This is a genomic window from Natronomonas gomsonensis, from assembly GCF_013391635.1.
GTDB classification, from domain to species: domain Archaea; phylum Halobacteriota; class Halobacteria; order Halobacteriales; family Haloarculaceae; genus Natronomonas; species Natronomonas gomsonensis_A.
This window is the reverse complement of sequence record NZ_JACAWU010000001.1, coordinates 1417040-1429908: the sequence shown is the minus strand read 5'-3', so window position 1 is coordinate 1429908 and position 12869 is coordinate 1417040. Positions and strand designations below refer to the sequence as shown.

14 protein-coding genes are annotated in these 12869 nt (G+C 65.3%); 7 read left to right on the top strand and 7 right to left on the bottom strand.

Annotated elements, in window-relative coordinates; genetic code table 11:
* Positions 1-159: 159 nt before the first annotated feature.
* The 6 genes from HWX69_RS07420 (at position 160) to HWX69_RS07395 (ending at position 6082) form a co-directional block, all read left to right on the top strand.
* Positions 160-1872: a vWA domain-containing protein gene (locus HWX69_RS07420; RefSeq protein ID WP_178916441.1), complete on the top strand. Its 1713-nt coding sequence runs from the start codon at positions 160-162 to the stop codon at positions 1870-1872.
* Between the two features lie 210 nt (positions 1873-2082).
* Positions 2083-2868 (top strand): hypothetical protein, encoded by a 786-nt coding sequence (locus HWX69_RS07415; RefSeq protein WP_178916440.1) that lies wholly within the window; start codon positions 2083-2085, stop codon positions 2866-2868.
* Entirely contained in the window at positions 2865-3932 is a 1068-nt protein-coding gene (locus tag HWX69_RS07410) for a hypothetical protein (RefSeq protein ID WP_178916439.1), read from the top strand. The genes HWX69_RS07415 and HWX69_RS07410 overlap by 4 nt, the downstream gene beginning before the upstream one ends.
* Positions 3929-4882: a signal peptidase I gene (locus tag HWX69_RS07405; RefSeq protein ID WP_178916438.1), complete on the top strand. Its 954-nt coding sequence runs from the start codon at positions 3929-3931 to the stop codon at positions 4880-4882. Before HWX69_RS07410 ends, HWX69_RS07405 begins: the two co-directional genes overlap by 4 nt.
* Before the next feature lies 1 nt (position 4883).
* Positions 4884-5945: a putative sodium/potassium/calcium exchanger gene (locus HWX69_RS07400; protein ID WP_178916437.1), complete on the top strand. Its 1062-nt coding sequence runs from the start codon at positions 4884-4886 to the stop codon at positions 5943-5945.
* On the top strand, positions 5945-6082 hold the full coding sequence (locus HWX69_RS07395; RefSeq protein WP_178916436.1) for a hypothetical protein: 138 nt from the start codon (positions 5945-5947) through the stop codon (positions 6080-6082). Before HWX69_RS07400 ends, HWX69_RS07395 begins: the two co-directional genes overlap by 1 nt.
* 27 nt (positions 6083-6109) lie before the next feature.
* On the opposite strand, the gene proS is transcribed toward HWX69_RS07395, so the two are convergent.
* The 7 genes from proS to HWX69_RS07360 form a co-directional block, all read right to left on the bottom strand.
* On the bottom strand, positions 6110-7561 hold the full coding sequence (proS, locus tag HWX69_RS07390; protein ID WP_178916435.1) for a proline--tRNA ligase: 1452 nt from the start codon (positions 7559-7561) through the stop codon (positions 6110-6112).
* A gap of 53 nt (positions 7562-7614) precedes the next feature.
* Complete coding sequence (locus HWX69_RS07385) at positions 7615-7836, bottom strand: DUF2061 domain-containing protein (RefSeq protein ID WP_178916434.1); 222 nt, start codon at positions 7834-7836, stop codon at positions 7615-7617.
* Between the two features lie 75 nt (positions 7837-7911).
* Entirely contained in the window at positions 7912-8241 is a 330-nt protein-coding gene (locus HWX69_RS07380) for an AzlD domain-containing protein (protein ID WP_178916433.1), read from the bottom strand.
* Positions 8238-8924 carry an AzlC family ABC transporter permease gene (locus tag HWX69_RS07375; RefSeq protein WP_178916432.1) on the bottom strand — a complete coding sequence of 229 codons (687 nt, stop codon included), beginning with the start codon at positions 8922-8924 and terminating at the stop codon, positions 8238-8240. Before HWX69_RS07375 ends, HWX69_RS07380 begins: the two co-directional genes overlap by 4 nt.
* A gap of 66 nt (positions 8925-8990) precedes the next feature.
* On the bottom strand, positions 8991-9569 hold the full coding sequence (locus tag HWX69_RS07370; protein ID WP_178916431.1) for a DUF4382 domain-containing protein: 579 nt from the start codon (positions 9567-9569) through the stop codon (positions 8991-8993).
* A gap of 68 nt (positions 9570-9637) precedes the next feature.
* The gene (locus HWX69_RS07365; protein WP_178916430.1) at positions 9638-10120 is read right to left on the bottom strand and encodes a cupin domain-containing protein; all 483 of its coding nucleotides are present in this window, start codon (positions 10118-10120) and stop codon (positions 9638-9640) included.
* A 30-nt stretch (positions 10121-10150) separates the two neighbouring features.
* A complete protein-coding gene (locus HWX69_RS07360; protein WP_178916429.1) occupies positions 10151-10630 on the bottom strand; it encodes a hypothetical protein in 480 nt (159 codons plus the stop codon).
* Positions 10631-10841: 211 nt separating this feature from the next.
* Between HWX69_RS07360 and HWX69_RS07355 the strand changes: the two genes are divergently transcribed.
* Complete coding sequence (locus tag HWX69_RS07355) at positions 10842-12761, top strand: beta-CASP ribonuclease aCPSF1 (protein ID WP_178916428.1); 1920 nt, start codon at positions 10842-10844, stop codon at positions 12759-12761.
* The last annotated feature ends 108 nt before the right edge of the window (positions 12762-12869 follow it).

Below are 12869 nucleotides of genomic sequence, written 5' to 3'. Positions count from 1 at the left end.
TTCGGCCGATTGAGCTGGGGCACCTCCCCCAGCCGAGCTACGGTCCCCCACTTGGAGCATGACGTCTTTGGGCTGTCCGAGGACGCATGGCACGGGCACCCCCCGTGAAACGGCGGTTCGACTCCGCCGGTGGGCTTCCCCGACCGGGGAGACACAATCATGACAGACAACAACAGCAACAACCCGATGGCTCTCTCGCGCCGTCGCATGCTCGCCGGCCTCGGAGCCGTCGGCGTCGCAAGCGCGGGCGCCGGCTTCGGCACCACCGCGTTCTTCTCCGACGAGGAGAGCTTCGTGGACAACAGCCTCGTTGCCGGCGAACTCGACCTGCTCATCGACTGGCAACAGACCTACGACTTCGGCGATGGCCTGACCTTCGTCAGCGCCCACCCCGACCACGATGGCGACGGCGAACAGTCCATCGCCGCAGACAACGACGCCGGCCAACTCAGATACAGCGACTTCCCGGACGAGGAAGACCCGGACAGCAACGGCGCGAATCTCCCGGTGCTGAACTGCGAGAACATCCCCCCGCTGTCGGAAGCCGACTTCGGCACCGACCCCGTGACGGGCGAGGAAATGGAGACGCTGGTCCAGCTCACTGACGTCAAACCCGGAGATTCCGGCGAGATTACCTTCTCGCTACACCTCTGTGACAATCCCGGCTACGTCTGGATGCAGGCCGGTAACGTCAGCGAAGACGGCGGTGTCGCCGCCGAACCCGAGCTGCTGGTCGACCCCGACAACCTCGGAGACCTCGGCGACGCCATCCAGGCGACGCTGTGGTACGACGAGGACTGCGACAACGTCTACGACGGCGCCGAGCCGGTCGACATCATGCTCACGTTGGATTTCTCCGGCTCGATGCTGTACGACCAGTACGGCGGCGTCGTCAGCGACGACGACATCGAGATCTACGGCACCACCTACGACGAGACGACGAAAATCGACCTCGTCGAACTCGGTGCCCGACAGTTCGTCGACTACCTGCAGTCGCAGGGCTCCGACGTGAACATCGGCATCGCGTACTTCGACGGCGAGGGAAGCGACGATACCGAGCCACGGACCGGCATCTTACAGTCGATGACGACGGACCTCTCGGTCGTCGATGGAGCGCTGTCCGGACTCCGACAGAAACTCGCGAACGTCGTCAGCGGCGGCCCCGGCTCGACGCCGTTCGACGGCGACGGCGACCCGGACCCGTTCTCGAACGCGAGCAGTATCGCGACTGGCACCTACATCGGCGAGGGCGTCGACGACGCACAGGACGAACTGGCCACCAACGGGCGGAGCGGCGCCGAAAAGCGGAACATCGTCCTCTCGGACGGCGAGTCGTTCAACGGCACCGGTAGCACCCAGTTCTCGTCGCCGACCGGCGCTGCGAGCGACGCGCGAGCAGCGTCTCCGGCGCCGGAAACGGACGTCTACACGATCAACGTCAACGGCAGCGCCAGCACGCTACAGGCGATGGCGGGACCGGCCGGCGGCTCCGGCGGTGACCCGGCGTTCTTCAACGACGTCGACGACCCCCTCGACATCCCGAGTGTGTTCGGCAGCCTCGCGGCCCAGACCGTCGCGGAGAAGGTCATCATGCAGGATTCGTTGGGCAACATCCTCGCCGAACTGGCCGACGGCAACGGCATCCCGCTCGACGGCAACCGCGCCACGTTGTACGACGAGCTGGAGGACCCTGCAGACGACCCGGGCCGCGAGCCGTTCCGCGGCGACGGCGTGATGCACTGTGTCGCGCTGTCGTGGGAACTGCCCTTCGAGGCCGGCAACGAGGTGCAGGGCGACACGCTCGGATTCGACCTCGGCTTCTACACCGAGCAGGCACGGCACAACGACGGCAGCGGGCCGGCGCTGTCCTAAGTCCTAGGCGACTGGACACGCCCTGTCACCGTCCCACGCTGGCGTAGGGGGTTCGACTCCGCACACGTCGAGTCGCCGTAGCCGTTGTATCGGCGGCGGTACGAACACCCTACCGCCCAGCGGCGAGGCGACACTCGACCCATACCTATGCGATATCCTCCCCAGTGGGAGAGCAACACGAGCGGCCGACTGCGGCCGGAGACTGATGAAATGCAATTCACACGACGACAACTGCTGGCGGGAATCGGAGGGGGGACGCTCGCAGCCGGCGGCATCGCCGCGGCTCGGCCGGCCGAACCCACGTTCACGAGATACACATACGCGGCACCGGACACCGACGACCGCCGGCTCCGCGTCGCGTGGTACGAGCGATACAACGGCGCGTTCCTCGAACACCACAACGGAACGGACGAGGTGAGGCTCACCGACGCCCTCGACCCGGCGACGGACCCCGAATACGTCCTCGAAGCCAGCGGCCCGGTCGTCTCGCTTTCGAACGTCGTCCCCGGAGACAGCGGTACCTTGGTCGTCGGACTCGAAGTCGTCGACGACGAGGGCGCAGAACCACTCGATGTCTACGTGCGCGCGGCGGTGACCGAGGATGAGGAAAACCGCGTCAACGGTCCCGAACTCGCGGCCGGAGACGACCCCGACAGTGACGAGGGGGAACTCGGTGCCGCGACCGAAGTCGTCCTCTGGCGTGACGGCGTGCCGGGGGGCAGTTGTGATGGCGAGTTCCAACCGATGGCTGGCTTCGGCGAAACCGCTATCGCCGAGGGGTCGATGAAGTCGGCGTTCGCGGGGGAGCTGGCAAACGATGGCGAACTCGCAATCGACTGTCTGTCCGTCGGTTCGATTCGGTGTATTTCGCTGTCGTGGCGAGTCCCGCTGGGTGCGGGCAACATTGTCCAAACCGACAGCGTCGGGTTCGACATCGCCTTCGCCGGCGTCCCCTGTGGCGGCGAGAACCCCTTCACGATGGAGGTGACCGAATGACGCTCAGCAGACGCCGCGTGTTGGCGGCACTCGCCACGGCCGGCGGAGCGGGCGTGGTCACCGGCGGCGGGACGGCCGCCCTGTTGGACGACGACGAACGCCTCACGAGCGCCATCGGCGCCGGCGCCGTCGACCTCGCGGTCGGCTACGAGGTGCTGGCCGGACCGAACGCCGGCACCACTGGGAGCCACAGCGGGACGACGCTCGAACTCCCCGTGGCCGGACTCACCGCGAGCGACGACAGCGGGACGGCGCTCGTCAGCGTCTCCCTTCCGGACCTCTCGGAGACCATCAACAACCCGGCCGCCGTCTGGCTCCGGTTGGACTGTCCGCCGGCGTCGGCGCTGTCGGAACACCTCTCGGTTCGGCTCTCGTATGCCGATTGTACGACCGGTGCTCGCGGCGACACCATCGCCGACGGCTCGCTTCGCTCCGTCGCCGACGGACTGCGGAACGGAGAACTGCTCGATGCCGACGCTTCGACCGCTCCGGTCGACTGTCTGACCGACGAACTGTGTCTCCTCGTCGAGTACTGGCTCGACGAAGGGTACGTCGGAACCGACGCCACCGAGCTGTCGTTCGACGTCTACGGCGTTCAGTGCCGAAACGACGAGACGAGAGCGAACCCGTTCCCACGGCGGCCGAGCTGTGACACCTACGACCCCTGTGTGTGCTGTGACTCGCTCGGGAAGCTGGAACTCGAGGACGGAGAGGAACCCGGAATCGGTGACAGCTACATCGAACCGGGTGTCTACGCGTTCAGCGAAGGGGGCGACGGCTACGAAATCGAGATTTACGACACGGTGGAGAAGGACGACGGCACCGAAACCACGGCGGTCGCGTTCCGCCTCCGACGGACCGACGGGGGAACGCCTCCAGCCCTGTGTGAGGTGGGCATCAAGGCGGGACCCGGTGACCCACGGCCCTACACCGCTGGGGAGCAGCCAACCAACGACACGGCGTCGCTCGAAGATGGCGGCCTGTTGTACGCCGATGACGGCAAGGCTATCAGCCACGTCACCGTCGCCGTCTGCTCGACCGACTGTGAGGAGGAGAACCAATGACCGACGAAACCACCGCAACCGAGGAGACGACGACGAGCGACACCCAACCGGAACGGGAACCGGCTCCGGAGGAGCCCGGACCGGCCACCAGCGGTCGGGCACGCCGTATCGCGGCCGTTGTCGGCTTCGTCCTCCTGGTGGCACTCGTCGTTCCGTTCGTGGTGTTCGCGGTGCCCCAGACCATCGGCGCCGACCACGGGTTCGTCGTCCTCTCGGGGAGCATGGAACCGGCCATCTCGCCCGGTGACGTAGTCATCGTCGCCAGCGGTCCGGTCGCGGTCGGCGACGTCATCACCTACCGGACGGGCAACGAGGTGCCGACGACCCACCGAATCGTCGAGGAAGTCGACGGCGCCTACCGAACGAAAGGCGACGCCAACGAGAACGCCGACGCCGGACTCGTCGCCCCCGAACAGGTGCTCGGCAGTGTCATCGTCGTCATCCCGCTCATCGGGTACGTCATCCTGTGGGCGAACACGACCCTCGGATTCGTGCTGTTGGTCGTGGTGCCGCTGGTCCTTCTCGGTGGCATGGAGGCGTACCGTTTCCTCCGTGACCCAGAGGAAGAACACGTCACCACGAGCGCGGCAACGGACGGTGGAGCGAGCGTCTCCGACGGGAGTTCGCCTGCCGAAGGGGCTACCGATGCCGAAGGCAAGCCCTCTGGAACGTCACCACAGAAGACCGTCGAAGTCGCTGGATTCGACCTGACACTGACGTTCTGGGTGCTGTTGGCCTTCGCCGCGTACGCCGGCTACGTGCTCTTCATGGAAGTGAGCCGAACCGGCGTCCCGAGTGCCGTCGGCGTCGGTGTGTTCACCGGCGCACTCGTCGGATTCCTGCTGGTCGCCGCGCTGGTGGGCCGGGAGCGTCTCCGTACTCGCCGGCAGGACGCCGAACCGGTTGCCGTGACGGACCCGGACGCCGACGGAACCCCCGGAGGTGACTGAGATGGCAAACGACATCGCCGTCGCCATCGCCATCGTGGCGGTGTTCGTCGCCGCGACGGTCGGTTCCGCCGGCGGAACGGCCGCGCTGCTGTCCGACCAAGAATCGGTGACCGTCCCCGTCAGTGCCGACGTGGCGCCGCCAGTCCAGCCGACCGAGGACGCCAACGAGACGGAGCGCTCGACCGAAGCGTTCTCACCAGCGTCGGCCGCGGGGGGAGCGCCCACGCCCACACGTGAAAGTGGACCCAGTGGCGACGACAACGGTAGCGATACCGACGCCTCGACGGTCGAAAACGGCTCCGACGACGGGACCACCGCGGACGGAGAAACCATCGAGAAATCGGCCGAGAACGCTTCCGAGTCGAACGACGAGGGAGACGGTTCAACGACCGAAGACGAGTCCGGTACTGATTCGCAATCCACTGACGGGTCCAGTGATGGCGAATCCGAGGCCGAAACGCCGGAAGACGCCGGCGAGGCGGACGCTGCCGGTACCGACGCCGACAGTGCCGACGATTCCGCGGACGACGAGGACGCCGGTACCGACGCCGACAGTGCCGACGATTCCGCGGACGACGAGGACGCCGGTACCGACGCCGAGGCCGAAGAGCAGACCGACGACGGTGCTGACTCGACCGACGGTGACACCGAGACGCCAGAAACCGACGAACAGTCCGTCGACGATGGTGAGCAAGCCACCGACGACGGTGAACAAGCTACCGACGAGCAAGCGGGCGACTCGACGGAGGACGGTGTCGAAACCGAATCGACCGACTCCGGCGACGAATCCGCGGACGACTCCTCACCCGCCGACGATGGCGACACTGACGGGGAAGTCACCGACGATGAGACGGTAGATGAGGACACGGCAGACGACGAGACGACAGACGAAGGGACGACTGACGGCGACACTTCGACCGACGACACGACGGACGGAGAGACCTCCGGAGCGAGCGCCGACGAAACGGACTCCTCGACGAGCGACGTCGAAAGCGAGTCCACGGACGAAGACACCGATGAGTCAGACGACGCCGACGACACGACCGTGTCCGGCGAGTCCTGATGCGTATCCGCGGGGTCCCGACCGTCGGCTTGGTCGTGACACTCCCGGGGATGCGCCCCGGGGCGAATCGTCGCAACGTGCTGGTGGCGCTGACGTATCTGTTCGCGCTGCTGCTCGTGATTTCACGGCTGTTGTAGGCGCCGACCAAAAATCGAGCCGCGCGCTCAGTAACTCTTCGCGAAGTACGCCGTCTCGACGGCTTCCTCCTCACAGATACCGCAGGTGTCGTGGACTGGCTCCTCGTCCTCGTCGAGGGGCAGCATCACGATTTCGGCGGCGATTTCGTCCTTGATGGCCGTCTCACACTCCTCGTCACCACACCAGCCGGTCTTGACGTAGCCGCCGTGTTGACCGATGGTGCCGAGGATTTCGCCGCGGCCGTGGGCCTCGCGGATGTTCTCTTCGAGGTTCTCCTCGGCGGCAGCGTACAGTTTGGCGTACACTGTCTCCAACGCCTCCTCGACCGACTCGACGATACTGTCGGCGTCGGCGACTTCGCTTTCGCCGTCGGGGCGGTGGACGAGAGTAGCTTCGCCGTCTTCGACCTCGTTGGGGCCGATTTCGATGCGGAGTGGGATGCCGTTGAGCTCGTGTTCGTTGAACTTGAAGCCGGGGTTGCGCTCGTCGCGGTCGTCGAGCTCCACGCGGAACTGTTCGTCAAGGTCCGCGGCGAGACCGGCGGCGTACTCCTTGACCTCGTCTTCGGTGTCGGCCTGCCAGATGGGGACGACGACGACCTGCGTGGGCGCCAGCGCGGGCGGGATGACGAGCCCTTGGTCGTCGGAGTGGGTCATGATGAGCGCGCCGAGTGCGCGCCACGACAGCCCCCACGAGGTGGTGTGGGCGATGCGTTCGTCCTCGTCCTCGTCGGTGTAGGTGATGTCGAAGGCCTCCGCGAAGGAGGTACCGAGGTGATGGGAGGTGCCGGCCTGTACCGACTTTCCGTCGGGCATCAATGCCTCGATAGTCGTCGTCGTATGGGCGCCGGGGAACTTGTCGTGTTCGGGCTTGCGGCCGGTCATCCCGGGGATTGCCATGACCTCCTCGTACAGTCGCTCGTACTGGCCGAGTCGGGTCATCGTCTCCTCCCAGGCGTCCTCGCTGGTGGCGTGGGCGGTGTGGCCCTCCTGCCAGAGGAACTCCTTGGTCCGGAAGAACGGCTTCGTCTCGGTGGCCTCCCAGCGGACGACGCTACACCACTGGTTCAGCCGCAGGGGTAAATCGCGGTAGCTGCGAACCCACTCGGCCATGAACGGTGCGATGATGGACTCGCTGGTCGGTCGCACGGCGAGCCGCTCTTCGAGTTCGTCGTGGCCGCCGTGGGTGACCCACGCGACTTCGGGGTCGAACCCCTCGACGATGTCCTTCTCCCGTTCGAGATACGACTCGGGGATGAAAAGCGGGAAGTAAGCGTTGTCGACGCCCGTCTCCTTGAACCAGCCGTCGAGGTGGTCCTGTAGTCGCTCCCACAGCGCGTAGCCGCGAGGACGGGTAACGATGAACCCGCCCATCGGCGCGTAGTCCGCGAGGCCGGCCTTCCGGACGACCTCGGCGTACCACTCGCCGGGACTGTGCTCCTTGCTCTCGGTGATGCCGAGTTCCTGCTCGCCGCTCATACCAAAACCGTGCCGCAGGCTGGTATTAAACCCGGCGTATCCGTGGGAACGGCTCAGATGCCCCACTCGATTCGGTCCCACACCCGCTCGTAGGCGAAGTACGTCCCCGTCTTGAGGACGTTCGCGACGAGGCCGATGCTGAGCGCCTCGCCGACGTTGCCGACGACGAAGAAGGCGACCGCCACGGTGATGACGACCATGAACAACCGGTAGCCGACCGTCTTGACGACCGCCCGCGAGAGCCGCTGGTGTGGTCGCCGCCGGAACGCGTCCATGTGAGGACTCGGTCCGCCACTCACGTAACTCTAGGGGGTTGATTTTCTGAAATTTATAACTGTATCTGGTTACTCCTACGGAACCATCTGCAATCCGACGAGCACCACCATTCCGACGACGATGGTCGCGAAGATGCTCTCGGTCCGCCAGGCGACGACCGCGGCGACGAGACCGGCCAGCAGGCGCTCGTTGCCGAGCGACACCGACGGTGACCCCTCGACGATGACGAGGGCGGGGAGGACCAACGCCGCCAACACCGCCGCCGGGACGAACCGGAGCGCTCGTTGGGCGCCGTCGGGAACCTCCGAGAGGTACTCGAAGAGGAAGAGGAATGAGAACCGAATCAGGAAGGTCCCGACGCCAGCCACGGCGATGGCGAGCCACACCGTCGCGGAGTCGGTCATCGGAACCACCCCGTTTCGACGACCAATCCAGCAACGACGCCGGTAACCGCGCCGGTGATGAGCCCGAGGTTGAGCGGGAGGCCCGCCCCGATGACCGCGATGGACCCGCCGACGCCGGCGGCGACCGCACTCGGCGAGTCGGTAATCGTCGGGACCAAGATAGCGAGGAACGTCAACGGCACGGCGAACTGAAGCGGCAGCGAGTCGGGGACGCGAGCGCCGACGACGACGCCGACGACCGTACAAATCTGCCAGACGACCCACAGCGGCACCGCCGTCCCGAGGTAGTACCACTTCCGGTCGACCGACTCGTCGGCGCGGAACTCGGCGACCGACAGGGCATACGCCTGGTCGGTCAGAATATAGGCCATCGCGGCGCGCCACCGCGTCGAGAACTCCTGTAGGTACGGCGCCAGCGAGGCGCTGTACATCGTCATCCGGAGGTTGATGACGAGAACCGTCACGACGACGACCACAGCGGGTGTGTTCTCACCGAGCAACTCGATTGCAGCCAGCTGGGACGCACCGGCGAAGACGAGAACGGACAGCCCGACCGCGTGCAGTCCGGAGAGACCGACCCCGACGGCCGCCGCACCGGCGACGAGACCGAACGGAACGATGCCGACCATGACCGGTGCGACGGTCCGGGCGCCATCGAGAAACGACGCACGTCGCGAAGACATTACGTCCCGCTACCGGTGGTGGGGATACAGGTGTTGTCTTTCGGCGAAAACTGGTCAGTCGGACTACTATTCGTAGGAGACTTCGGTTCCGTCGGCGACCGGCTGGAGCACGTAGCCGCCCGACTGGCCCTGCTTGACCGGCGTGAAGTCCGCCGTGAACACCGTTCGGGTATCCTCTCGAATCTCGAAGGATTGGTTGAACTTCAGCGGCGCGTCGCCGGGCGTGCTCACGTCGGCGTCGCTGCCGTCGTTCAGCGTCGCGTCGACGTTCGAGACCTGTATTTTCAGATACTCGTAATCGCCTGCATCGAGTTCCTGTTCGTCCACGAGTTGCGTGTTGCCGTCCTGCAGTTCGACGAGGTCGGCCTCGGCGTCGTCGACCTCGTAGGTCTCCTCGGCGGATTCGTCGTCGGCGTCCGTCCCGTTTCCGTCCGTCTCGTTGCCGTCGGCATCGTCGCCGTCGTCGGAGGCCGGCTTGATTCGCAGTTCCGTGATGGTGACGACACACGACTCGAAATCCGAGATGTCGCCGGGTTGGTCGGTGACCTGCGTAGCGAGCGTGCCAGTTGCACTGCCGATACAGCCGGCCAGCGAGGCACCTGCGGCAACGCTTCCGGTCGCGATGAGATATTCCCGTCGTTGCATGTACGTCAGAAAGGGCCGTAGCGGTTGATAGGCCTGCTGGCCGATTCGGGTGGAACGGACAGCGGTGCTCAGGCCAACTGCATCTCGTTGCCACACTCCTTACAGAAGATTGTGAAGCCGTCGACCGGTTCCTCGACGCCGTGGGGCGTCACCTCGTCGCACTCGCCGCAGGGTGCGAACGATTCGAGGTCCTCCCAGTTGTGCTGGCTTCCGGGTGCGGCCAGCGCGAGGCCGACCACGGTGCCGTCGCTCTTGTTCCGGCCACACTGGAACTCGCCGGGTTCGAAGTGGATGACTTCGCCGGCTTCGACCTCGGTTTCCTCGCCGTCGGTTCCGTGTTCGAACGTGGCGACGCCTTCCATGATGTAGAAGCACTCCTCTTGGTCGTGGTGGGTGTGGAGGCCCCCCGAGAAGGACTCGCCGGGTTCGAGTTCGTAGTGGACGGCGCTCATCTCCTCGGCGCCGAGGGCGTCGCTGACGTTGCGGCGCTCGCGGTTGACGCCCATCGGGTGCGGTTCGGCCTCTATGTCGTCGATGGTGACACGTTCCATACCGCCACCAGCGAGGGGTCGACCAAAAGCCTACTCCACTGCGAAGGGGCTATCGGTTTCAGTCCACTCCCAGCCCGGCAGACGCGTCTGAAAGCCGGCGGCGAGGGCCGCATCGAGGTCGTCGGCGCCGGCAGCGTCTCCCGGTTCACCGTGGGTGTGTACGTCCGCGAAGTGAAACGTCGCCTCCGCGAGGGTAGCGTGCGGTTCGCCGCCCGCAATCGTCGCGGCGAGTTTGCGGCCGAGGAACTCGTCGACGACGAACCCGGGGTAATCGCCATCACAGTCGAGGTCTCGGAGGATGCCACAGAGAGCGGCGACGTTGACCGCACGGTCGCCGTCGGAAAACACCGCGTCGACCTCCTGTCGATACTGCTCGGCGGACACGCGGTCGACCTCGACGCCGAACAGCGGACCAAGACGGGATCGAACGTCGTTCATCAGCGCCGGAATCGTCTCGTTTTCGCGGACGCGGGCGCGTTCGGCCGCGACGGTTTCGGGTGTGAGCTCCATGTCTTCCGTTTGCGAAGGATTTTATATGAGTGGTGGGTTACGTCCGGGTACGAGCGGGTTTTCCGGTCGTTCCCGCGGTCGAGAGACCACAGTTACCCGTAGATACGACATCCATGACCTGTTGTCACACCGCACGCCGGTCGGGCCATCGGCCCACACGAGAAGCGGTGCACCGCGGCGCCGGAACCCCACAACCGAGGCTTTCTACATCATGAGTGCAGTAGAGCGGAAACTCGAAGACATCAAGGAAACGATAGTGAGCGAAGTCCCGAACGACATCTCCATCTCCGACGTGAAGTACGAGGGGCCGGAACTCGTCGTCTACACGCGGGACCCAAAGAAGTTCGCCGGGGACGGCGATTTGATTCGGCGGCTGGCGTCGAAACTCCGGAAACGAATCACGGTGCGACCGGACCCCGACGTGCTCTCCCGCCCCGAAGAGGCCCGAAAGAAGATTCGGGAGGTCGTCCCCGATGAGGCGGGCATCACGGATCTCGATTTCCACGCCGACACCGGCGAAGTCGTCATCGAGGCCCAGAAACCCGGGATGGTCATCGGCCGCCACGGGTCGACGCTTCGGGAAATCACCCAACAGGTCGGCTGGACTCCGGAAGTCGTCCGCACGCCACCCATCGAATCCGCGACGGTGTCGAACGTCCGGAACTTCCTGAAACAGGAGCGCGACGACCGCCGGGACATCCTCGAACGGGTCGGCCGACAGATTCACCGCGAGGAGATGTCCGATGACGAGTGGGTCCGCATCACCACGCTGGGTTGCTGTCGAGAGGTCGGCCGCGCGTCGTTCATTCTCAACACCCCTGAAACTCGCGTTCTCATCGACTGTGGCGACAAGCCCGGCGCGGAAGGTGAGGTCCCGTACCTTCAGGTCCCGGAGGCACTCGGCGCCGGCGCACAGAACATCGACGCCGTCGTGCTCACCCACGCCCACCTCGACCACTCGGCGCTCATCCCGCTTCTGTTCAAGTACGGCTACGACGGCCCCATCTACTGTACCGAGCCGACTCGCGACTTGATGGGCCTGCTGACGCTGGATTACCTCGACGTGGCCGCAAAGGAGGGTCGGGCCCCGCCGTACGAGTCCGAACAGGTTCGTGAGGCCATCAAGCACTGTATTCCGCTGGAATACGGCGACGTGACGGACATCGCGCCGGACCTCAAGCTCACCTTCCACAACGCCGGCCACATCCTCGGGTCGGCCGTCTCGCACTTCCACGTCGGCGACGGCCTCTACAACGTCGCCTTCTCCGGAGACATCCACTACGACGACACGCGGCTGTTCAACGGTGCGACAAACGAGTTCCCCCGCGTCGAGACGCTCGTCATGGAGTCGACCTACGGCGGCCGCAACGACTTCCAGACCGACCAGGAAGACTCCGAGGAGGAACTGAAGCGCGTCATCCGCGAGACGACAGAGGACGGCGGGAAGATACTCATCCCTGCCTTCGCTGTCGGCCGCTCCCAAGAAATCATGCTCGTCCTCGAAGAGGCGATGCGAAAGGGCGAGATTCCGGAGGTTCCGGTCCACCTCGACGGGATGATCTGGGAGGCGACCGCCATCCACACGACCTACCCCGAGTACCTGCGTGACGACCTCCGGGATCGCATCTTCCACGACGACGAGAACCCGTTCCTCTCCGACCAGTTCAACCACATCGACGGCGGCGAGGACGAACGTCAGGAGGTCGCCGACGGCGGCCCCTGTATCATCCTCTCAACGTCGGGGATGGTCGAGGGCGGCCCCATCATGTCGTGGCTCACTCACGTCGGCGCGGAGGAGGACTCGACGCTCGTCTTCGTCGGCTACCAGGCCCAAGGGACGCTGGGCCGACGCATCCAGAACGGCTGGGACGAGATTCCGATGGACGACCGCTCGAACGGCCGCGGTACGCTGTCTTTGAACATGGACGTCGAGACCGTCGACGGCTTCTCCGGGCACGCCGACCGGCAGGGACTGATGAACTTCGTCCGGACGATGAACCCACGGCCCGAGAAGGTGCTGTGTGTCCACGGCGACGAGTCCTCCGTTCAGGACCTCTCCTCGGCGCTGTATCACGAGTTCAACATGCGGACGTTCGCGCCGAAGAACCTCGAGACGTTCCGATTCAAATAACCACCCGAAGCCGCAACTCGTGTCGACTCTCGCCCTCCCACTCGAGTTGTTCGAGGTCACTTCAGTAGTCCTCGAAACGGCGTCGCCGTTGGTTTCGGACCTCTCGAA

What these genes read in the sequence shown, in the direction of transcription:
- HWX69_RS07420 (WP_178916441.1), top strand. Translation starts at nt 160, where the DNA reads ATGACAGACAACAACAGCAACAACCCGATGGCTCTCTCGCGCCGTCGC.
- HWX69_RS07415 (WP_178916440.1), top strand. Translation starts at nt 2,083, where the DNA reads ATGCAATTCACACGACGACAACTGCTGGCGGGAATCGGAGGGGGGACG.
- HWX69_RS07410 (WP_178916439.1), top strand. Translation starts at nt 2,865, where the DNA reads ATGACGCTCAGCAGACGCCGCGTGTTGGCGGCACTCGCCACGGCCGGC.
- HWX69_RS07405 (WP_178916438.1), top strand. Translation starts at nt 3,929, where the DNA reads ATGACCGACGAAACCACCGCAACCGAGGAGACGACGACGAGCGACACC.
- HWX69_RS07400 (WP_178916437.1), top strand. Translation starts at nt 4,884, where the DNA reads ATGGCAAACGACATCGCCGTCGCCATCGCCATCGTGGCGGTGTTCGTC.
- HWX69_RS07395 (WP_178916436.1), top strand. Translation starts at nt 5,945, where the DNA reads ATGCGTATCCGCGGGGTCCCGACCGTCGGCTTGGTCGTGACACTCCCG.
- proS (WP_178916435.1), bottom strand. Translation starts at nt 7,561, where the DNA reads ATGAGCGGCGAGCAGGAACTCGGCATCACCGAGAGCAAGGAGCACAGT.
- HWX69_RS07385 (WP_178916434.1), bottom strand. Translation starts at nt 7,836, where the DNA reads ATGGACGCGTTCCGGCGGCGACCACACCAGCGGCTCTCGCGGGCGGTC.
- HWX69_RS07380 (WP_178916433.1), bottom strand. Translation starts at nt 8,241, where the DNA reads ATGACCGACTCCGCGACGGTGTGGCTCGCCATCGCCGTGGCTGGCGTC.
- HWX69_RS07375 (WP_178916432.1), bottom strand. Translation starts at nt 8,924, where the DNA reads ATGTCTTCGCGACGTGCGTCGTTTCTCGATGGCGCCCGGACCGTCGCA.
- HWX69_RS07370 (WP_178916431.1), bottom strand. Translation starts at nt 9,569, where the DNA reads ATGCAACGACGGGAATATCTCATCGCGACCGGAAGCGTTGCCGCAGGT.
- HWX69_RS07365 (WP_178916430.1), bottom strand. Translation starts at nt 10,120, where the DNA reads ATGGAACGTGTCACCATCGACGACATAGAGGCCGAACCGCACCCGATG.
- HWX69_RS07360 (WP_178916429.1), bottom strand. Translation starts at nt 10,630, where the DNA reads ATGGAGCTCACACCCGAAACCGTCGCGGCCGAACGCGCCCGCGTCCGC.
- HWX69_RS07355 (WP_178916428.1), top strand. Translation starts at nt 10,842, where the DNA reads ATGAGTGCAGTAGAGCGGAAACTCGAAGACATCAAGGAAACGATAGTG.